The sequence below is a fragment of the Peribacillus sp. NPDC096622 genome, from assembly GCF_044762665.1.
GTDB lineage: Bacteria > Bacillota > Bacilli > Bacillales > DSM-1321 > Peribacillus > Peribacillus frigoritolerans_B.
Genome location: NZ_JBIWES010000001.1, coordinates 533,069 through 552,958, shown reverse-complemented (window position 1 = coordinate 552,958; position 19,890 = coordinate 533,069). Strand labels below are relative to the sequence as shown.

Here is a 19,890-nt window from a genome sequence, read left to right as displayed (position 1 = left end):
AAGATCGTTTTTCAACGATCTTTTGGTCAACTATGTTCATTGCTTTTCGCTGTTTGCTTGGAAGACCGGATGGGATAAAGGACCTTTTCAAGCGTCAGGGCATTCTTCTCGGTAATTTCAGGCTTCCTCGGAATGGGTTCGTATATATCCTCCATGTCATCCCATTCATTCGGTAGGGGAACAGGGGACTCAGGCTGCCAGCAATCGAGCCATTCCTTTGATAGGGGACCTGAAATATCATTATTCGTCATTTCAAGCCAGACCCTCGCCCAAGCCCTCGGAACGACGCGCCATATATCATATCCGCCGCCGCCTACTGCAATCCACCGTCCTTCGCAATACTTATGGGCCATTTCGTGGGCCAACTTTGGTATTTCCTTATAAATCTTCATGGTGGCAGATAAATGTGTGAGCGGATCATAATAATGGGAATCGGCTCCGTTTTGCGTTAATATGACATCCGGTTTGAAGAATTCAATGACCTCTTTAAAGGAAGTCCTATAGCATTCGAGCCAGGATTCATCTTCAGTGAACGCATCGACCGGGATGTTGAATGAATAGCCGTAGCCTTTTCCCTGGCCCCGCTCGTTAATATTTCCGGTGCCGGGAAATAAGTAGCGCCCCGTTTCATGAATGGATAAGGTGCATACATCGGGATCATCATAAAATGACCATTGGACTCCGTCACCGTGATGTGCATCGGTATCGACATACAGGACACGCGCCCCATATTTCTTTTGCAGGTATTTAATCGCGACCGAACTATCATTGTAAATGCAAAAGCCTGAGGCTTTCCCACGGAAACCGTGATGCAGGCCACCGCCAAGATTAAGTGCGTGCAGGGATTGACCGGTCATGACGGCATCCACAGCCGTCAAAGTTCCGCCTACAAGCAAGGCGCTTGCTTCGTGCATGTTGGGGAAGATAGGGGTATCCTCTGTTCCTAGTCCATAATTTACTGCCTTTTCAGGGGGGAGCTTTCCCTGGCCCGCCAATCTGACAGCGTTTAAATAATGGTGATCATGGATCAGTTCCAATTCTGCATCGGTAGCCATTCTGGGCTTGATAATTTGGTCATCATTGATGGCATGGTGTTTTTTTAATAAATCAAGCGTGAGTTTAAGCCGTTTTTGATTGAATGGATGCTCATCGTTGAATTTGTAGGTAAGAAGTTCATCCGAATAGACGAAAAGGGATGTATCATTCATGTGAAATCCCCGGTAGACTAGGCCATAAAACGGTATAGCCTTCTTTCTTCAAATCCTCCACCACCATAAATGGATTCATCGTCTGTACACGAATTACAAGAATTTTATAATCGGTTCCATTTTTTTCAGGATAAACAAGGGTGCTCAGGATATTCGTATTGCGCCTTTTGAAAATATGGGCAATATCATGAAGGGAACCTGCCTTATCCGGGATTCTGATTTCGATTTGGGAACCGGGCTGATTGACTCCAGTCAACTCAACGTATGAATGAAGTAAATCAGAGCCCGTTATGATGCCCACTAACTTCCTTCCCTTTACGATTGGAAGGCAGCTGATATTGTTATCGCAAAAAACAGCCCCGATTTCTTCCACGAAATCCAGCGGGTGCCCCGTGATTATTTCCGTTTTCATGATGCTTGATAGTGGTTTTTGTAAATCATTTTTGTATTCTTCGGTATGGAAAATAGAAGGGGCAGCATCCCGAATATCACGGTCGCTGACTAATCCCACAAGTTGAAAGCTGTCATCGACAATGGGTATATGGCGAATTCGTTTCTCCTTAATGATCAAGACAGCGCTATGGATGGTATCCGTTGGAGTGAGGGTGATGATATCCTCATTCATTATTGTTTCAACAATCATTTTCCTTCCTCCTCTTCCTCGCCTCTTTAATACATAAACCGATTCATAAAACGCAATTGGTCGAACTTCTGGATGGACTCCGGCGGGACTCTTTTGCCAATTCGGGCCATCAGGCAGTTGGCTGGATGGGAACTGATTTCTGGATCATCTGTTGCAAAGTAAACCAAGCCACCCGCACTCATCATTTTTTCCATGACCTTGCGATAGTCCCAAATATTCAGCCCTGTCCCTTTCAAATCCCAATGCCAATAGTATTCAGTGGTGATGATGATGAAGTCTTCGACCGAATCGTCTTCCATTGAAAGGCGGATTAGGTTCTTTCCGACGGAGGCACCCCGGTATTTAGGGATGACTTCGATTGCACCAAGCTCAATCAGGTCATCCATCTTGATTTCCGACCAGCGCTCCAAGGGATCGGGATATAAGTAAGTCACATAACCCACGATTGTTTCATTTTCACGGGCGATGAAGATCCTGCCCTCAGGCAAGTCTGCAATCTCTATTAACGCTTTATGCTGCAAAGCAGGAGGGCGAAAGGCGACCAAGTCTTCGTGAAACTCATAAGCGGACATTCTTTCGCCGCTTAACGGCCCCTCGATGATGAGCGTTCCGCTTAATGTCTGCAGTTCCTTAGTGTAAAAGGTCTTACTATATTCCATTCTTTCACCACCCTTGTTATGTAGTAATCTTACAATCTCGCATTCATTGCTTTTAAAAACTTACCGAATGGAAAGCTTACATAAATTATACATGAAAACAAGGGGCATAATTCAGAAAGTTCAAGACGCTTTTGTTACAGTGCTTCTTCTTTCCCGGCCATCATATGGATTCACCTTGACCATAACAATATTCCAGTAACTTTCAAAATTCACCAAGAAGGGATTTCCCTAATATGGAAGTGTTTAATATTTTAAAAATTGAGATAATTCGTTTCTTATACTATAATAAAAATATAGAGCCGAATGAAGGGGGAGTTTGTCGTATGAATGTGAAAGCGTTGCCAGTAGTGGAAGGTAATTTCAATTTAAAGAATTATGATGAAAAATACAATAAGTTTGACTGGTCTGAGACGGAAAAGGAATTTTCCTGGTCTGAAACCGGTAAAGTGAATCTTGCATATGAAGCCATTGACCGCCATGTCGAAACATACAAAAGGAATAAAGTGGCCCTTTATTACAAAGACGATCAAAGAAATGAAAAGTATACATTCAAGGAAATGAAAGATTATACGAACCAAGCGGCCAATGTGTTCAGGAACATTGCCAATGTGGAAAAAGGTGATCGTGTTTTCATCTTCATGCCTCGCTCCCCGGAGCTTTATTTTGCATTGTTGGGTGCGATTAAAACGGGAGCGGTCGTAGGGCCGTTGTTCGAAGCCTTCATGGAAGGCGCCATAAGGGATCGTCTTGAGGATAGTGAGGCAAGTGTGATTGTGACGACACCTGAACTTTTGCCGCGCGTCCCAGTGGATGAATTACCCCATTTAAAGCATATTTTCTTGGTGGGGGAAAATATAAAAGAAGAAGGAAAGTACCATCACTTCAATAAGAAGTTAAAAGAAGCCGACAAAAAATTCGACATTGAATGGGTGGATCGGAATGACGGTCTGATCCTTCACTATACCTCCGGTTCCACAGGCAAACCAAAAGGGGTGCTTCATGTTCATAATGCGATGATCCAGCATTATCAAACGGCAAGATGGGTCCTTGATTTGCAGGATGAGGATGTGTATTGGTGCACAGCGGACCCTGGATGGGTGACAGGGACGTCTTACGGGATTTTTGGACCTTGGCTTACAGGGACCTCGAATGTCATTGTAGGCGGGCGGTTCAAGCCTGAATCCTGGTACAAGACCTTGGAGGACTTTGGTGTCACGGTATGGTATAGTGCCCCGACTGCCTTCAGGATGCTGATGGGCGCAGGGGATGAAATCGTTAAGCGGTTCGATTTAAGCAATCTCCGCCATATTTTAAGTGTCGGTGAACCGTTGAACCCGGAGGTGGTGCGCTGGGGAATGAAGGTATTCAATCACCGGATCCATGATACATGGTGGATGACGGAGACCGGGGCTCAGGTCATCTGCAATTATCCTTGCCTGGAAATCAAACCGGGTTCGATGGGTAAACCGATTCCTGGCGTGAAAGCGGCAATAGTGGATGATCAAGGGAACGAGCTTCCGCCGCATAGGATGGGGAACCTTGCCATCAAGAAAGGCTGGCCTTCGATGATGAAGACAGTCTGGAAGAATGAAGCGAAATATGAATCTTACTTTATGCCAGGTGATTGGTATGTTTCCGGAGATTCAGCATATATGGATGAAGATGGTTATTTCTGGTTCCAAGGCCGTGTTGATGATGTCATCATGACGGCAGGGGAGAGAGTCGGGCCTTTCGAAGTGGAAAGCAAGTTGGTCGAGCATCCAGCCGTAGCTGAAGCGGGGGTCATCGGTAAGCCGGATCCGGTTCGGGGGGAAATTATCAAAGCGTTCATCGCTCTTCGTGACGGATACGATGCGAACGATGAGTTGATTGAGGAAATTCGTACATTTGTAAAGCATGGTCTAGCAGCACATGCGGCACCTCGTGAAATTGAATTCAGGGATAAACTTCCTAAAACAAGAAGCGGTAAAATCATGCGCCGTGTCTTGAAAGCTTGGGAACTTGATTTGCCAACCGGTGATTTATCATCGATGGAAGATTGAGAAACTGAGTCATCCTGATTATTGAGAATGAAAAAGGCATCCATTCACTTATGGATGCCTTTTTGGGAGATTATAAGGAAACAGGCTGTCGGGGTTACGCGACAGCCTGTTTTAGTTCAAGAAAGAGTGTCATTCTTCCTCTTCTTCAGCTTTATCCGTGTCTTGCTCTCGATCATTGACTGTGCCTTGATCTTTGTCGGCCTCTTGATTTTCTTTATCTGTATTCTCTTTGTTTTGATCTTTGTCTTGAGCTGGCTCTTTATCTTCATCCGTTCCTGTTTCTTTATCTTTTTCTGTTTCTGTTTCTTTATCTTTCTCTGGTTGTTTTACTTTATCTGTATCTGTATCTGTATCTGTATCTGTATTTTTATCTGAACCGTTCTCTTCTTTTGAGTCTGTTTCTTTAACTTCGTTAACTATTTTATCTTTTCCGCGATCAACTTTATTTTTTGTGGAATCTTCTTTTGAACCTGTCTTTTTAGCGCCGCTTTCAACATGTCGGGAAGGAGCTGATTCTTTACCGACAATGTCGACGGCAGTTACGTAATAAGATCCGCCAGAGCCGACTTTGTAAACAAGATTCTCCCCAGCGTTGATGCTCGCCACTTTTTTGCCGTCTTTATAGACACGATAACCGACGACATCTCCTTCATGATGCAAGCCCCATGTAATCTTATCGTTACTGACCGTTATGGATAGGGGATCTGGTGCTTTGCCATTATCATTCAATTTCGCTGTCGCCCCGACGACATTTCCTGATTTTTCGGCTCCGGGAATCACGGATCCCGGGTCATCGACATATTTCAAACCGATATCTGCAAAGGAATCGGGATTCAACATGAACCCGCCGCTTGTGAATTCACCAGGCGTTTGCGGAAGGGCTGCGTAGCGTTTGCTGCCGACTGATACATATTGTCCATCTATGAAACTATCATCCGCTCTGGATGGAGCATATTTGGCGATGAATAAATCCGATTTGACAAGCCCGGCCTTTTGGCATGAACTTGAAGGCAGCAGTCCTGAAACGCCACAGAAGGAACGGCTGACAATTCCGCCCGGCATTTCAAATCGCTTATCGGGGTCGATGAGTTTAGGGTCTACTTTATATGCGGCATTGATCAGGTCTGCCCAATAATACATATTACGTTTATTATATTCAAGACCATTATAGGTCCCTTGCAAGGATTTCGGTGTGTCATATCCGAGCCATGTACCGAATGAAACATTGGGATTGGTTGCGACGAACCATGCGTCCCAATAGTTTTGTGAAGTTCCGGTCTTGCCTGCCCAATCACTTGAGAAAGCGAGTCGGTTCCTGACCGAAGCGGCCGTCCCGCTGTTTACGACATCACGCATCATATCAAGTGTCAGGTAAGCGGCTTGTGGTGAGAAAACATCCACTGGTTTCACTTTATGTTCATAGATGACATCGCCATCTTTCGATACGATTTTATCGATCATATAAGCATCGACGAATTCTCCTGAATTGGCAAAAGTGCCATATGCATTGACGTTTTCTTCAACGGTTACACCTTTTTCCATCGCACCTAATGACATGGCAAGATTGGAGTAATCCCCTTTCGTCACGGTGGAGAAGCCCATTTTTTCCAAATAGGAAGCTGGACCTTGGTTGATTATTTTCATGTAAAAGAGCGCTGCCGGGATATTATAGGAATTCTTCAGTGCCTCACGGGCTGTCGTTACCCCAGTATAGCTACCGCCGCCATAGTTTCCTGGACGCCACGGTTTGCCGCCTGTTGGAATGGAGATCGGCACGTTGGCCGATACGCTGCCAGGTGAGATCTTTCCTAGCTCGATGCCTGGACCATATATGAGCAAAGGCTTCATCGTTGATCCGTTTGATCGAAGTGATGATGCGGTTGCATGGTTCGTCTGTTTCCGCTTGAAATCACGGCCACCTACGAAACTGATGATTTTTCCTGTTTTATTTTCGATGAGAATGGCCCCGGCTTCAACGGGCTCGCCCGCTTTATCGTACCCGAAATTTGGATAGTTTTTCGTTACTTCCTGCATCTTGTCATAAATCTTTTTGTTGACGGTCGTATATACCTTATAGCCATTTTGCCGCAGCTTACGGTCGGCAAGTGCTAGATATTGAGCTTTTAAATCAGCATTCTTTAAATCTTTCTCTTCATATCCATCTTCTTTTGCTAGACTGACAGAGAGGATTTTGATGGAGCGTTTTTCGATTTCATTGGTGAGCCATGGATATTTCTCGGATGGCATCTCCGTTTTACCGATAAAGTCTTTAGTAATGTCGTATGCGTTTGCTTTAGCATATTCTTCTTTTGTTATGTACCCGTTACTATACATCCGCTTTAAAACGGTTTTCATCCGGTTGATGCCGGGCTCTTGATTTTCCTTCAATTTTCCTTTCTGGGTATATGGTGTATATCCGAAAGGGCTTTGCGGCAATCCAGCGATAAAGGCTGATTGGGGCAATGTCAGATCTTTGGCCTCCACGCCAAAAATACCTTCAGCGGCGGACTCGACCCCAGCGATGTTACGGCCTGAAGAGTTTCGTCCCAAAGTGGAGACGTTTAAGTACGTTTCCAAAATCTCTTCTTTTTCAAAGAACTTTTCGACCCGGAGCGCAAGAAGGATTTCTTTTGCTTTCCGTTCAAACGATACTTCGTTGGTCAGGACCTGGTTTTTAATGAGCTGCTGTGTTAATGTACTACCCCCCGATTGGACGGTTGCATTCGAAAATTCCTGGTAAATCGCACGCAGGATGGCTTTTGGGACAACCCCGTCATGCTCATAAAAATACTCATCTTCTGTAGCGATGACTGCATTTTTAAGATGCTCGGAAACTTTATCGATGGACACTTCTTCACGCTCAAGGTCACTCTTAAGCTTGCCCAAGTATACTTCATCTGCAAAGTATACTTCAGAGGTCTCTTCATAATTGTAAATGTCTTTTTTCAAATCTTCTTTTGAGCGCACTGGCTCATCATTGACGAGGGCAGCGAAATAGCCGGCTCCGACGCCGCCGGCGAATGAGAATCCTAGGATCCCGACAATAATGAGGATCAGTGTTAAATTCCAAATGACTTGGTATGTAACCCGTGCGTTCTTATGTGTTTTTTCACTTTGGAAAAAACGGGTCAGCTGCTTCCAGACTGTTTGAAATCTATCTTTTTGATTATTATTCATCGTATCATACCCCCTGAAATCACATATATTATAGCATATAACAGGTAGGGGAAAGGGCATCTTTCTTATTTTTCTATAATCTGTAAGGGTGATGTTGACAAGGATTCTTATGTATGATAAAAGTTTATTAACAACTATAAAATGATTAAATGATCGCGATGATAGGACCCAGTAGTCAGACTATCCCTGTTTCAGAGAGCCGGTGGTTAGTGGAAATCGGTACAAATGGTATGATGAATTACTTCCTGGAGCATTTGCTGTGAAATGATTAGTAGCAGGAAACGGCTGACGACCGTTATTCGTCTTGAGCGGAGGGCATGTCATGTCCTCAAGTTGGGTGGTACCGCGAATTCATTCGTCCCTTCATATTTATGAAGGGGCGTTTTTGTGTGCTTTTTGCGGGTTTTTTCTAAGATGGAGGAGGAATATTTAATGGAATTGCTTAAAGACCTCGAGTGGAGAGGGATTATTTATCAACAAACGGATGAAGAGGGTTTTAAGAGCCTTTTGGAAAAAGAGAAAATTTCTTTATACTGTGGTGTCGATCCAACTGCGGATAGTATGCATATCGGACATCTATTGCCATTCTTGACATTGCGCCGTTTCCAGCAGCACGGTCATCGTCCCCTTGTGCTTGTAGGCGGTGCGACAGGACTTATCGGTGATCCAAGCGGTAAAAAAGAGGAACGTCAGCTGCAAACGCTGGAAAAAGTGCTTTATAATGCAGACTGCATAAAAGGGCAGCTATCCCACATCTTTGAATTCGACGGTGAAAATGGTGCAGTCATGGTCAATAACTATGACTGGATAGGTAAAATCGATATGGTTACGTTCTTGCGTGATTACGGGAAATACATCGGCATTAACTACATGCTGGCAAAAGATACGGTTGCTTCCCGCTTGGATACAGGGATTTCCTTTACTGAATTTGCGTACACGATTTTACAAGGAATTGATTTCGGTCATTTATACAGCAATTACGACTGTAAATTGCAAATTGGCGGCAGTGATCAATGGGGCAACATTACGACAGGCCTTGAAATGATCAGGAAATCCAATGATGAGAATGCCAAAGCATTCGGTATGACGATCCCGCTCGTAACGAAAGCGGATGGAACGAAATTCGGTAAAACGGAAGGCGGAGCGATTTGGCTTGACCCGGAAAAAACGACTCCGTATGAATTTTACCAATTCTGGATCAATACAGCTGATGCAGATGTCGTGAAATACCTGAAATTCTTCACTTTCCTATCTCGTGAGGTGATTGAAGAGTTAGAGCAATCCGTACAAAACGAACCGCATTTGCGTAAAGCGCAAAAAGCTTTAGGGGAAGAAATGACCCGTTTGATTCATGGTCAGGAAGCTCTTGACCAAGCAATCAAAATCTCTGCCGCCCTATTCAGCGGTGAGGTGAAGAATTTGAGTGCAGCGGAAATCAAATTGGGCTTTAAAGATGTCCCTAGCTTCGAACGTGAAAGCAAGGAAGATATCAGTTTGGTCGATTTAATCGTTGAAGCGAAAATTTCGCCATCAAAGCGTCAAGCCCGTGAAGATATTCAGAACGGGGCAATCTCCATAAATGGGGAGAAAGTGACCGATCTGCAATATGTAGTGACGGAAGCTGCCAAGATTGAAGGGGAGTTCATCCTCGTTCGTCGCGGCAAGAAGAAATACACATTAGTGAAATGATTGTTCAAGGCCCGGCTGAAACTCAGCCGGGCTTTGTCATGCAAAGGTGTTTAGGTGCAAAAAAACCCCCATCCAAGGATGGGGGTTTTGAAGTTATTAACGAGAGTAGAACTCAACGATAAGAGCTTCGTTAATTTCAGCAGGCAATTCAGAACGTTCTGGTAAACGAGTGAAAGTACCTTCTAATTTCTCAGCATCGAAAGTAAGGAAATCAGGAACGAAGTTAGTTGCTTCAACTGATTCTTTGATGATTGAGAAGTTGCGTGATTTTTCACGAACTGCGATTGTTTGTCCAAGAGACACTTTGTAAGATGGAATGTCTACGCGGCTTCCGTCTACAGTGATGTGACCGTGGTTAACAAGTTGACGTGCTTGACGGCGCGTACGAGCTAAACCAAGACGGTAAACTAGGTTGTCAAGACGTGATTCAAGAAGAATCATGAAGTTTTCACCATGTACACCTTTAAGTTTGCCAGCGCGGTCGAACATTGTGCGGAATTGACGTTCAGTGATTCCGTACATGTGACGAAGTTTTTGTTTCTCTTGTAGTTGCATTCCGTATTCAGAAATTTTTCTACGTTGGTTAGGACCATGTTGTCCTGGAGCATAAGGGCGTTTTTCTAATTCTTTACCAGTACCTGTTAGGGAAATTCCTAAACGACGGGATAGTTTCCAGCTTGGGCCAGTATAACGAGCCATAGGATGACTCCTCCTTTAAATGTTTTTATTTTGGTAAAATAAAAACCGTGTGAATGTACGATCATGACCATTTTGTTTTCATGTACCTTCGCCCTAGCAGCAGAGGGTTACGAGATACACCTCCGTATTGAGGAACAAAATGAGAACATAAAGGCTGTCACATAGGCTGCAATATTTTACACAAAGAGTATTGTATAATATTCTGCTCAATGAGTCAAGGACAGTTGTGATTAATTAAGGAATAGAGAATGGCGGCAGGAAAAATGCAATTTTATAATGAGATAATGAATCCAAAAATTACGGATGGTTTCTGGCATTATTTGGGAGCCTTTGCATTTCACGGTTAAATGATGCTAAGGAAACAGGGCTGATGAAGCGTTATATATTGAGAAGAATTCAGGAAAGGGCAGGGGACATGGACATGGAGTCCTGTAATAAAGGGAGCAGGCAAGGAATGCCGCTCCCTTTAACTTTTATAGGTGATTGGAAAGGATTTCAGCGAATTTCTCCAGTCCTTGCTGATCCATTTCGTCAAAACGGTCCGTTATCGGGCTGTCGATATCGAGGACACCGAGCAAATTTCCATCCTTCATGAGCGGTATGACAATTTCAGATCTTGATGCCGCATCGCAGGCGATATGTCCAGGGAATTGGTGGACATCCGCAATGCGCAGGGTTTTTTCAGTTGCTGCTGAAGTCCCGCATACGCCCTTGCCCATTGGAATGCGGACACAGGCTGGTAGCCCCTGGAAGGGTCCTAGTATTAATTGGTCTTCTTCATATAAATAAAAACCAACCCAGTTAATCTCATCGAGAAACTGATTAAGTAAAGCTGCCGCATTGCTTAAATTGGCTATCCGGTTCGTTTCATCTTCGATTAAGGCAAGTAGTTGTTTTTGGACCAGTTCATAGTTCTTTTCTTTTTTTCCTTGATACATTTCGACATTAAACAAAAGCGTTCACCCGTCTTCCTCAAATTTTTACAGCACTTTCTAATCATGATGCTCCTTTGTTGGGAAATTGTCGAGAACTTACTAAAGGATTCAGGCTCTTCCGTGAAGAAGTAGTCCACAAGACTTGTCTCAAAGAAAGCGAGGGATTGCCTGAATGAATCGCCAGACGCCAACGAAACAAGCCATTGTGGAAGCTGCATTGCATTTATTTCATTTAAAAGGCTATCATGCTACATCCATACGGGATATTGCGAATAAAGCGAAAGTGAACGCTGCCAATATTGCCTACTATTTCAAGAATAAGCAGGGGTTGCTGGAATTCTGTTTCACTTCCTATTTAGAAGAATATATCCTGGTCCTTGAGACGAACATGACACTGCTTGAACATAAAGGCCCGCAGCATTGCTTGATGAACCTTGTAAAGGATATCCTCTCTTTCCAGAGGGAAAACTTCCTTGCTGCACGGTTCATATATGGGGAATCTTCACTCGATTCCAATTTAAACCGCGAAATTCATTCGACTTATTTTACAAAGGAAAAATCTTATTTTCAATATATTTTGGAACAAGGAATCAAGAGCAGGAGTTTCCAACAGGTTTCCGTTCCCATGTATATGCTGCAGTTGAAGGGATTATTGACGGCCCCTGTCCTGCATACCCATTATGCGATGGATGTGCTTCATGTATTCCCGCAGGAAGCCTATTACACGAATATGTATGCCAATGAAGTCGGACGTTTTCTGCAAGATACCCTTTTCATTGCCGAAGACCTGCAGCCATTGTTAGCTGGCCGGGGCTGAAGTGTATACAAGTTACCCATTAAACCCTGCAATCAGTGCCTGATGGCCCTGACCCAAATCTTTAGCCTGATGGGCATCGGAACCGTAAATGAGCGGAATGCCGAGATCTATCGCACGCTTTGCAAATCGTTCAGGAGGGTAGGGTTCACCGCATAGCGGCTTTACAAGCCCAGCTCCATTATAATCCAGTTCATATCTTTGATCCTTGATCATTTCGAGAACCTTGTAAACACGCTCGTCAAAACTCGATGCCGGCGGATATCGATGCTGGAATTTGTGGACAAGCGTAATGTGCCCGATCCGTTTTGGTTTATAAATGCCTAAATCAGATTCTATTGATTTTTCCAGTGTATCGTAATATTTGGCATAAACCGAGTCCACTGAACCTAGTTCATTGGCAATCTCACTAAACCCACTTTCGCTGAAATCGATGCAATGCCAACTGTTTTGATGCTTGATGAAGTGGACGGAAAGTATACTATCGTCAAGGAATTCTCCGATTTCGTCGAGGAATTCTTTTGTTTCTTTTTCATACCCCTCTATAAAGTCAACCTCCAGACCTGTTTTGATCAGGATTTTGTCTTTATGGCGTTCTTTCAGTACGCGGAGCTCTTGAAAGTAATCCAGGAGCAGGGCAGCGTCCATGCCGCTGTCTTTTTCAGGCGTAGGATCTTGAAAATTTCGTGGCAATGGAGCATGTTCCGTAAATGTGATTTCCTTTAATCCTAGCTCGATTCCCCGCGTAATATATTCATCGAATTTATCCGTTGAGCCGTGAGGGCAAAACGGAGTGTGCACATGACCGTCAGCTTTCATGGTCCTTCCCTCCCAAAAAACAGGTATTTGTAGCAATTTTCTACAAAAAAATCATTTTTCTCGTCAAAAATTATTGCTAACATGGTATCATAAAAACATTAAATTTAACATTTTTACAATTTATATATAAACGTGCAAGACTGTAAGGACTAGAACAGGGGGCTTACCATGGATTACATAATTGGGGTAATTGTATTAATTTTGATTTTCATCATTTGGGGTTATTTTTTCAAAAAGAGATATTTTAAAGAAATCGATCGGCTGGAATCCTGGAAAATAAGCATCATGCACCGCCCCGTGCTGGAAGAGCTTTCTAAAGTCAAACAATTGAACATGACAGGTGAAACAGAGGAAATGTTCGAAAACTGGCGCATTGAATGGGACGCCATCATTACGGATCATATGCCCGAAGTCGAAGAGCTATTATTCGATGCCGAGGAATTCGTCGATAAATACCGTTTCAGCAAATCAAAAGAGGTACAGCGCAAAATTACAGTCAAGCTGAATGAAATCGAGGAAATGATCAAAAAGATCTTATACGAACTGAATGAACTCGTAGGCAGTGAGGAAAAGAATCGATTGGAAATTGAGGATATTAAAGAATCCTACCGTCAACTGAAGAAATCCCTGCTTGCACACAGGCATAATTACGGGAAAGCGGCTGATAAGCTGGAAAGCTCCTTGGATGAAGTATTGCAGATTCTTCAGAAATATGAAGAAGAGACCGTGAACGGCAATTATTTGAATGCGAGGGAGCTTGTTCTCTCCATTAAGGATAAATTGGCGGCTCTGTCAGTTAAAATGGAAATGCTCCCAAAATTATTGGTTGATAGCCAATCCGAGCTGCATTCCCAGCTTAATGAATTGAAGGATGGTTATGAGGAGATGTCAGGACAGGGGTACCTGTTGAGCCATATCCAATTCGAGCAGGAGATATCACGGCTTGAGGAAGAACTGGATCTTTATAAAACACAATTGGAAAATGCCGAAACGGAAGCAGTGGAAAAAGGCATTAAAGAAATGCGGGAAAGCATTGAGGTGCTTTATGACCTTTTGGAAAAAGAAGTACTTTCAAAACAGTATATCTTGAAAAATGATGAAGTTCTCAGGAAAACGATTAGTGACCTTGAATATGAAAACGATAAACTTAAAGTTGAAACCATACATGTTCAACACACGTATCATCTGACGGAAAATGAACTTGATGCGCAACGGAAAATGGAAAAGCAGATTGCCCAGATTGCTAAACGCCATCAATTGCTCGTCTTGAAAATGGAGGATAATGTGATGGCAAGCTCGCTTATCAGCGAAGAGATGCAGGGGCTTGCAGTACAGTTGAAGGAATTACAGGAAAATCAGAAAGACTTTACCGTTAAATTACAGGCTTTACGAAAAGATGAAATGGATGCCAGGGATTCACTGGCTGAATTGAAGCGCAAAATGGTCGATACTGGACGTTTGATTTCAAAAAGCAATATTCCAGGCCTTCCAGAAGAGTATAAAGTGGTGCTTCAGGATGCCAAAGAAAGCATGGATGACGTTCAGGGTAAACTTGAAGAAAAGCCGCTGGACATGGCCGCTGTTTATATTTATTTGGAAAAAGCGGTTCAACAGGTGAATAAGGTCCACGAAAAAGCCCAGGAATTGATCGAGCATATGTATTTGGCCGAAAAGGTGATCCAATTCGGAAATCGTTATCGAAGCAGTCACGATATGGTAGCCGAGAGCCTAAGGGAAGCCGAAGCGAAATTCCGAAGCTATGAATATCAAGCCGCATTGGAAACGGCAGCCACTGCCATAGAAAAGGTCGACCCAGGCAGTTTACGAAAAATCGGGGCGAACATAGAAGAAGTCCTTTCCTGAAAACCCGCCATGGCGGGTTTTTTTCTTTTTATAGATAGGTGGAAAGTTAAATCATTCCCGGGATTAAAAAGAAGCAGGAATCTATCATCCCTGGACCAGTGTTTTACATTCTCTTTCAAATTCAATTATGTTAATATTAGAAGTTGCAACAGCAACATTGAAACTTATATTCAGTAGAGTGACCATCATAGATAAAAAAACATGGAAGGTGAACCCATGATTTATTTTGACAATAGTGCAACAACAAAACCATATCCCGAAGTAATCGAATCATTCATGAAGGTTACTTCGGACTATTTCGGGAACCCCTCTTCGCTTCATGGACTTGGGGTGCAATCCGAAAAACTGCTTTCCGCTGGAAGAAAGCAGATTGCTGATTTATTAAGGGTGAAGAGTTCGGAAATATATTTCACTTCCGGGGGAACGGAAGGAAATAATCTTGCCATTAAAGGGGCAGCCCACTCTCAGGGAAATCGCGGCAAACACATAATCACGACAGCGATTGAACACCCTTCTGTAGAAGATGCATGCCAATCATTGACGAGAATGGGTTATGAGATCACATATCTTCCCGTTAACGAATTTGGACAAATTGATGTAACGGATCTTAAGGATGCAATGAGGGAAGATACCATTTTGGTTTCCGTCATGCATGTTAATAATGAAGTTGGCTCGATTCAGCCGATTGCTGAAGTGGGCAAATTGTTAAAACAATACCCAAACGTTCTCTTTCATGTCGATAATGTACAGGGAGCAGGCAAAGTTTCGTTATCATTGCGTGAAGCCAATGTGGATTTATGTACAATTTCCGGCCACAAGGTTCACGGTTTGAAGGGGACGGGCATCCTTTATGTTCGTGAAGGCGTTCGGGTCGATCCGCTTTTCCATGGTGGCAATCAGGAAACGAAAATCAGGAGCGGCACCGAAAATGTTGCGGGAATCGTCGCCCTTTCGAAGGCTTTGCGTATTAGTATGAACAATCAATTGCTGTATCATGATAAGCTTCAGCAAATCAAAACTTATTTATATAAAGGTTTGAAGGAAATGGACGGGGTGTTGGTTAACAGTCCCGAAGAGGGTGCACCCCATATTGTGAATTTTTCCGTTCCGGGACTTAAATCCGAGGTATTGCTGCATGCACTTGAATCGGAAGGAATATATGTTTCGACAACTAGTGCCTGTTCTTCGAAAAAAAGGACGATAAGCAAAACGGTGGATGCGATGTTCCATAATTCAGCTCGTTCCGAAAGCGTCATCCGAATCAGTACTACCTATGGCAATGAAATGGAAGAAGCAAAGCGAGTTCTGGCGGCGATTCAGAAAATAGTCGCTAATTTAGAAAAAATAATGAGGGTTGCTAAATGAAATTCGATCATATAATTATCCGTTATGGAGAAATCTCCACTAAAAAAAGAAACCGTAAAGGCTTTGTAGACAAAATGAAAGCACATATCCGCTGGAGTTTAAAAGATATAGAAGGCGTAGTGCTTACAGCCAATCGGGAACGGATGTACGTTCTCCTGAACGGTGCGGACCATAGGCCGGTCATTGACCGATTGAAAGGCATTTTTGGAATCCAGTCATTAAGCCCTGCAATAAAAATAGAGCGTGATCTGGAAGTGATGAAAACGGCAGCATTGTATTACCTTAATCATACTCTTGAAGAGGTAAACACGTTCAAAATCACGACAAAACGCGCCGATAAGGATTTTCCATATAATACCGATGAAATTAACAGGGCAATCGGCGGGCATTTGCTCCGAAATACAGAAGATTTAAAAGTGGATGTAAAGAACCCTGATTTGAACCTGTTAGTAGAAGTGAGACGCGAAGCCGTGTATTTGACAGGTGAAATCATCCAGGGGGCAGGCGGTCTTCCATTCGGTTCAAGCGGGAAGGCGATGCTGATGCTTTCAGGCGGGATTGATAGCCCTGTTGCAGGATTCCTTTCGATGAAACGGGGATTGGACGTGGAAGCGATCCATTTTTACAGCCCACCGTTCACAAGCGAACGTTCACGTCAAAAGGTCATTGATTTGGCGGCCAAGCTGGCAGAAATAAATGGAAGCATGAAAGTGCATATCGTTCCTTTTACGGAAATCCAATTATTGATTCAAAAACAAATTCCGGAAAACTACTCAATGACTACAACCCGTCGTTTAATGATGCGGGTCGCCGATCGAATCCGTGAAAAGGAAGAAGCCATGGCACTGATCACCGGTGAAAGCCTTGGACAGGTTGCGAGCCAGACGATGAGCAGCATGTTTGCCATCAATGAGGTGACGAATACACCGATCCTGCGTCCGCTGATTACCATGGATAAGACAGAAATCATCAAAATAGCAAGAGAGCTCGATACTTTTGAAATATCCAATCTGCCGTACGAGGATTGCTGTACGGTCTTTACGCCGGCAAGCCCAAAAACGAAACCGAAACGTGAAAAAGTCAATTATTATGAAAGCTTTGTCGACTTTGAATCCTTGATTGAAAAAGCGGTCTCCGAAACAGAAATAATAACGGTTAAACCTGGCCAGACTTTCGATAAGGAAGAAGCGCTGGAAGACTTATTCTAATATCCTGTAATTACCAATAGAAATGTGCGAATGAAGCCATGTGTTTTAACACACTCTATAATCACAAGGAGGTGAAACACACATGGCAAACAACAACAGCTCAAACGAATTATTGGTACCAGGAGTAGAACAAGCTCTACAACAAATGAAATATGAAATCGCTACAGAATTCGGCGTACAACTTGGTGCCGACACAACATCTCGCGCTAACGGTTCAGTTGGTGGAGAAATCACAAAACGCCTTGTTCAAATGGCTGAACAACAATTAGGCGGAGGTTTCAACAGATAATTTAATAAATATGGCTACAGAGAGCGGGTTCCAACACCCGCTCTCTTTTAGTTTGCGGACTTAATTCGTGGACGGCCAATAAAATGCGGTGTATCTCAAAAAACGGCCTGACGATCTAATGAATTTTGGACCAATATTACTACATAATCTTTTCCTGTTTTATAAAATATGAATCCTCATAGGCTGGAACTTTTTTTGAGGGTTTGTAAAATTGAACGTTGATTTCCTCTCCAGGCACTCGCTTTCCGCGGGCGAATGACCCTCGGCGCTCTTTGCGCCTGTAGGGTCTCCCTTGGACACGTTTCCCCGCAGGAGTCTCATGCTTTCCGTTCCAATCTACTGGAATGTTTTTTTTAGGAAAAACGCAGGCAAATTCGCTTTCTTAAAATTTATCTACTATCGGAGGTTCGGAATGCTCTAATGCCGAGCCATACTTTTAAAACAAGACTAGATTATCCTTCCTGTTTTTTACTGTAATCTTTATTGGATTGAAGAGATTTGCGACACTCCTGCCGAAAAACTGGTTAGCCGAGACCCCACAGACGCTTGCTTTGATGAGGTTTGGCACGCAGTCGGCGGAAAGGGAGCGGATTTCAGAAATCAGCTGGAATTTTTTAAAAAGAAAAACTGCAGGCAAACTCACTTTTGAGTTGTCTACAGGCTAAAGAGGGCGGATTCCTACATCTGCTCTCTTTATTTATTTGTAAAAATAAATAGAAATTTTAGAGAATTCTCTTGTATAATGAGTAGGTACTAAGAGTTCATAATTGGAGGGGAAGAATATGAAGCGTGAAGACTTATTGGCTCCGGAACATTACAACTTAGTGAGTGAAATGGAACGTTATGCAAAAGATCCAGGTAAAGTTGCCGTACTTTGGGAGAACGAAACCGGAGATAAAAAACAACTTACATATGAGAATTTATTAAAAAGTGCAAATAAAATTGGAAATGCTTTCAAGAAAAAAGGACTGGGTAAAGGTGATACGGTCCTTATCATAATCCCTCGTTTGGTGGAAGCTTATCAAGTGTATTTAGCCGCATTGAAAATTGGCATGATTGTCATACCTTGTTCTGAAATGCTTCGTGCGAAGGACTTGCAGTATCGGGTCAACCATGGTGATGTCAAAGGAATCATCAGTTATCATGAATATACTGATGAATTGAATGAAATAGAAGGAGCGGAAAGCCTCCTGAAATTTTCAATCGGAAAACGAATCGAAAATTGGCTGGATTTAAATGAGCTCGCAGATGAGGAATCCGATCAGCTGACCATGGCCGACACGAAGAGTGAGGATATGGCATTCTTATCGTATACTTCCGGAACGACAGGGAATCCAAAAGGGGTCGTCCATACACATGGATGGGCTTATGCCCATTTGAAAACGTCTGCTGCAAACTGGCTCGGCATCAGTGAAACGGATGTCGTTTGGGCAACTGCAGGCCCAGGGTGGCAAAAGTGGATCTGGAGTCCTTTCCTGGCGGTTCTGGGAACAGGAGCGACAGGCCTTGCCTATCATGGGAAGTTCGAGGCGAAAAAATATCTTCAGCTGCTTCAGGACTACAAAGTGAATGCATTATGCTGCACACCAACCGAGTATCGATTGATTGCAAAGGTGGATAACCTTGATGACTATGATTTATCCCATCTTCATAGTGCTGTATCAGCGGGAGAGCCTTTAAATCAAAAAGTGTACGAGGTCTTTAAAAACCATTTCCAGATTGAAGTGCGTGATGGATATGGGCAGACCGAAAATACCCTGTTGGTGGGTGTAACGAAAGGCATGGATATTAAATTGGGCTCCATGGGCAAACCGACTCCGGGCAACCATGTCGAAATCATCGATGATTCCGGTAAACCCTGTTCTCCAGGCGTAGTGGGGGATATTGCCGTACATGTCGATACACCTGCTCTCTTTAAAGAATATTTTAAAGATCCCGAGCGGACATCGCAGCAATTCCGTGGGGACTATTATATCACCGGCGATCAAGCGAAAAAGGATGAGGATGGTTATTTCTGGTTTGAGGGCCGTTCTGATGATATCATCATCAGCTCGGGATATACGATCGGACCGTTTGAAGTGGAAGATGCACTCGTTAAGCATCCATATGTTAAAGAGTGTGCGGTTATAGCAAGTCCTGATGAAATAAGGGGAAATGTGGTCAAGGCGTATGTCGTCTTGATGGATGATATCGATCCGAACAGCCAGGACTTGATCAAGACGCTTCAATCGCACGTGAAGGAATTGACTGCCCCATATAAATATCCAAGGAAAATCGAATTTTTAGAAGAGCTGCCCAAAACGACATCAGGTAAAATCAAACGGGTGGATTTACGGAAAAGGGAAGAAGCACTCCTCAACAATTGATCGAAATGCATGACCGTCAGCCTCCAAGGCTGGCTTTTTTTATTGGCAAGGGCTTGGGTAAAAGCATAAATATGGGAATTCGTGATATGAGATGGTACACTTACTGCATATCTG

General features: G+C 43.4%; 15 protein-coding genes and 1 other annotated feature. Of the genes, 8 read left to right on the top strand and 7 right to left on the bottom strand.

Annotation, left to right across the window (positions count from 1 at the left end):
* Window positions 1–26 precede the first annotated feature (26 nt).
* Genes ACIQYG_RS02595 through ACIQYG_RS02585 form a run of 3 tightly spaced genes read right to left on the bottom strand, consistent with a single transcriptional unit; the run spans window position 27 to window position 2,510 of the window.
* Complete coding sequence (locus tag ACIQYG_RS02595) at window positions 27–1,208, bottom strand: acetoin utilization protein AcuC (RefSeq protein ID WP_402835341.1); 1,182 nt, start codon at window positions 1,206–1,208, stop codon at window positions 27–29.
* Window positions 1,201–1,851, bottom strand: coding sequence for an acetoin utilization AcuB family protein (locus ACIQYG_RS02590; protein WP_402835340.1), 651 nt, complete (start codon window positions 1,849–1,851; stop codon window positions 1,201–1,203). Before ACIQYG_RS02590 ends, ACIQYG_RS02595 begins: the two co-directional genes overlap by 8 nt.
* Before the next feature lie 26 nt (window positions 1,852–1,877).
* Window positions 1,878–2,510, bottom strand: a complete 633-nt coding sequence (locus ACIQYG_RS02585) for a GNAT family N-acetyltransferase (protein WP_402835339.1) — start codon at window positions 2,508–2,510, stop codon at window positions 1,878–1,880.
* 323 nt (window positions 2,511–2,833) lie between these two features.
* Here ACIQYG_RS02585 and acsA point away from each other — a divergent pair, with 323 nt between their 5' ends.
* Entirely contained in the window at window positions 2,834–4,552 is a 1,719-nt protein-coding gene (gene acsA / locus ACIQYG_RS02580; protein ID WP_402835338.1) for an acetate--CoA ligase, read from the top strand.
* Between the two features lie 129 nt (window positions 4,553–4,681).
* Here acsA and ACIQYG_RS02575 read toward each other — a convergent pair whose 3' ends face one another.
* A complete protein-coding gene (locus ACIQYG_RS02575; RefSeq protein ID WP_402835337.1) occupies window positions 4,682–7,729 on the bottom strand; it encodes a transglycosylase domain-containing protein in 3,048 nt (1,015 codons plus the stop codon).
* A 149-nt stretch (window positions 7,730–7,878) separates the two neighbouring features.
* Window positions 7,879–8,095: a binding site (T-box leader), on the top strand.
* A gap of 66 nt (window positions 8,096–8,161) precedes the next feature.
* Here ACIQYG_RS02575 and tyrS point away from each other — a divergent pair.
* Window positions 8,162–9,418 carry a tyrosine--tRNA ligase gene (tyrS, locus tag ACIQYG_RS02570; protein ID WP_402835336.1) on the top strand — a complete coding sequence of 419 codons (1,257 nt, stop codon included), beginning with the start codon at window positions 8,162–8,164 and terminating at the stop codon, window positions 9,416–9,418.
* Window positions 9,419–9,514: 96 nt separating this feature from the next.
* On the opposite strand, the gene rpsD is transcribed toward tyrS, so the two are convergent.
* Both rpsD and ACIQYG_RS02560 read right to left on the bottom strand, forming a co-directional pair.
* Window positions 9,515–10,117 (bottom strand): 30S ribosomal protein S4, encoded by a 603-nt coding sequence (gene rpsD / locus ACIQYG_RS02565; protein ID WP_137018135.1) that lies wholly within the window; start codon window positions 10,115–10,117, stop codon window positions 9,515–9,517.
* Window positions 10,118–10,590: 473 nt separating this feature from the next.
* Window positions 10,591–11,070 (bottom strand): GAF domain-containing protein, encoded by a 480-nt coding sequence (locus ACIQYG_RS02560; RefSeq protein WP_402835335.1) that lies wholly within the window; start codon window positions 11,068–11,070, stop codon window positions 10,591–10,593.
* A 154-nt stretch (window positions 11,071–11,224) separates the two neighbouring features.
* Between ACIQYG_RS02560 and refZ the strand changes: the two genes are divergently transcribed.
* The gene (refZ, locus tag ACIQYG_RS02555; protein WP_402835334.1) at window positions 11,225–11,869 is read left to right on the top strand and encodes a forespore capture DNA-binding protein RefZ; all 645 of its coding nucleotides are present in this window, start codon (window positions 11,225–11,227) and stop codon (window positions 11,867–11,869) included.
* Window positions 11,870–11,881: 12 nt separating this feature from the next.
* Here refZ and hisJ read toward each other — a convergent pair whose 3' ends face one another.
* A complete protein-coding gene (gene hisJ / locus ACIQYG_RS02550) occupies window positions 11,882–12,685 on the bottom strand; it encodes a histidinol-phosphatase HisJ (protein WP_402835333.1) in 804 nt (267 codons plus the stop codon).
* 168 nt (window positions 12,686–12,853) lie between these two features.
* On the opposite strand from hisJ, the gene ezrA reads away from it, so the two are divergent.
* The 5 genes from ezrA to mbcS all read left to right on the top strand — a co-directional run bounded on the left by ezrA (window position 12,854) and on the right by mbcS (window position 19,776).
* Complete coding sequence (ezrA, locus tag ACIQYG_RS02545) at window positions 12,854–14,548, top strand: septation ring formation regulator EzrA (RefSeq protein ID WP_402835332.1); 1,695 nt, start codon at window positions 12,854–12,856, stop codon at window positions 14,546–14,548.
* A gap of 216 nt (window positions 14,549–14,764) precedes the next feature.
* Window positions 14,765–15,913: a cysteine desulfurase family protein gene (locus tag ACIQYG_RS02540; RefSeq protein ID WP_402835331.1), complete on the top strand. Its 1,149-nt coding sequence runs from the start codon at window positions 14,765–14,767 to the stop codon at window positions 15,911–15,913.
* Window positions 15,910–17,121, top strand: a complete 1,212-nt coding sequence (gene thiI / locus ACIQYG_RS02535; RefSeq protein ID WP_402835330.1) for a tRNA uracil 4-sulfurtransferase ThiI — start codon at window positions 15,910–15,912, stop codon at window positions 17,119–17,121. Before ACIQYG_RS02540 ends, thiI begins: the two co-directional genes overlap by 4 nt.
* Before the next feature lie 82 nt (window positions 17,122–17,203).
* Window positions 17,204–17,410: an alpha/beta-type small acid-soluble spore protein gene (locus ACIQYG_RS02530; RefSeq protein ID WP_034309203.1), complete on the top strand. Its 207-nt coding sequence runs from the start codon at window positions 17,204–17,206 to the stop codon at window positions 17,408–17,410.
* A gap of 782 nt (window positions 17,411–18,192) precedes the next feature.
* Window positions 18,193–19,776: an acyl-CoA synthetase MbcS gene (gene mbcS / locus ACIQYG_RS02525; protein WP_402835329.1), complete on the top strand. Its 1,584-nt coding sequence runs from the start codon at window positions 18,193–18,195 to the stop codon at window positions 19,774–19,776.
* Window positions 19,777–19,890: the final 114 nt, after the last annotated feature.

Bases quoted from the DNA above. Each gene is read 5' to 3' on its own strand.
- thiI (WP_402835330.1), top strand. From the start codon at position 15,910: ATGAAATTCGATCATATAATTATCCGTTATGGAGAAATCTCCACTAAA.
- acsA (WP_402835338.1), top strand. From the start codon at position 2,834: ATGAATGTGAAAGCGTTGCCAGTAGTGGAAGGTAATTTCAATTTAAAG.
- ACIQYG_RS02595 (WP_402835341.1), bottom strand. From the start codon at position 1,208: ATGAATGATACATCCCTTTTCGTCTATTCGGATGAACTTCTTACCTAC.
- ACIQYG_RS02585 (WP_402835339.1), bottom strand. From the start codon at position 2,510: ATGGAATATAGTAAGACCTTTTACACTAAGGAACTGCAGACATTAAGC.
- ACIQYG_RS02540 (WP_402835331.1), top strand. From the start codon at position 14,765: ATGATTTATTTTGACAATAGTGCAACAACAAAACCATATCCCGAAGTA.
- ezrA (WP_402835332.1), top strand. From the start codon at position 12,854: ATGGATTACATAATTGGGGTAATTGTATTAATTTTGATTTTCATCATT.
- ACIQYG_RS02530 (WP_034309203.1), top strand. From the start codon at position 17,204: ATGGCAAACAACAACAGCTCAAACGAATTATTGGTACCAGGAGTAGAA.
- hisJ (WP_402835333.1), bottom strand. From the start codon at position 12,685: ATGAAAGCTGACGGTCATGTGCACACTCCGTTTTGCCCTCACGGCTCA.
- ACIQYG_RS02575 (WP_402835337.1), bottom strand. From the start codon at position 7,729: ATGAATAATAATCAAAAAGATAGATTTCAAACAGTCTGGAAGCAGCTG.
- mbcS (WP_402835329.1), top strand. From the start codon at position 18,193: ATGAAGCGTGAAGACTTATTGGCTCCGGAACATTACAACTTAGTGAGT.
- refZ (WP_402835334.1), top strand. From the start codon at position 11,225: ATGAATCGCCAGACGCCAACGAAACAAGCCATTGTGGAAGCTGCATTG.
- tyrS (WP_402835336.1), top strand. From the start codon at position 8,162: ATGGAATTGCTTAAAGACCTCGAGTGGAGAGGGATTATTTATCAACAA.
- ACIQYG_RS02590 (WP_402835340.1), bottom strand. From the start codon at position 1,851: ATGATTGTTGAAACAATAATGAATGAGGATATCATCACCCTCACTCCA.
- rpsD (WP_137018135.1), bottom strand. From the start codon at position 10,117: ATGGCTCGTTATACTGGCCCAAGCTGGAAACTATCCCGTCGTTTAGGA.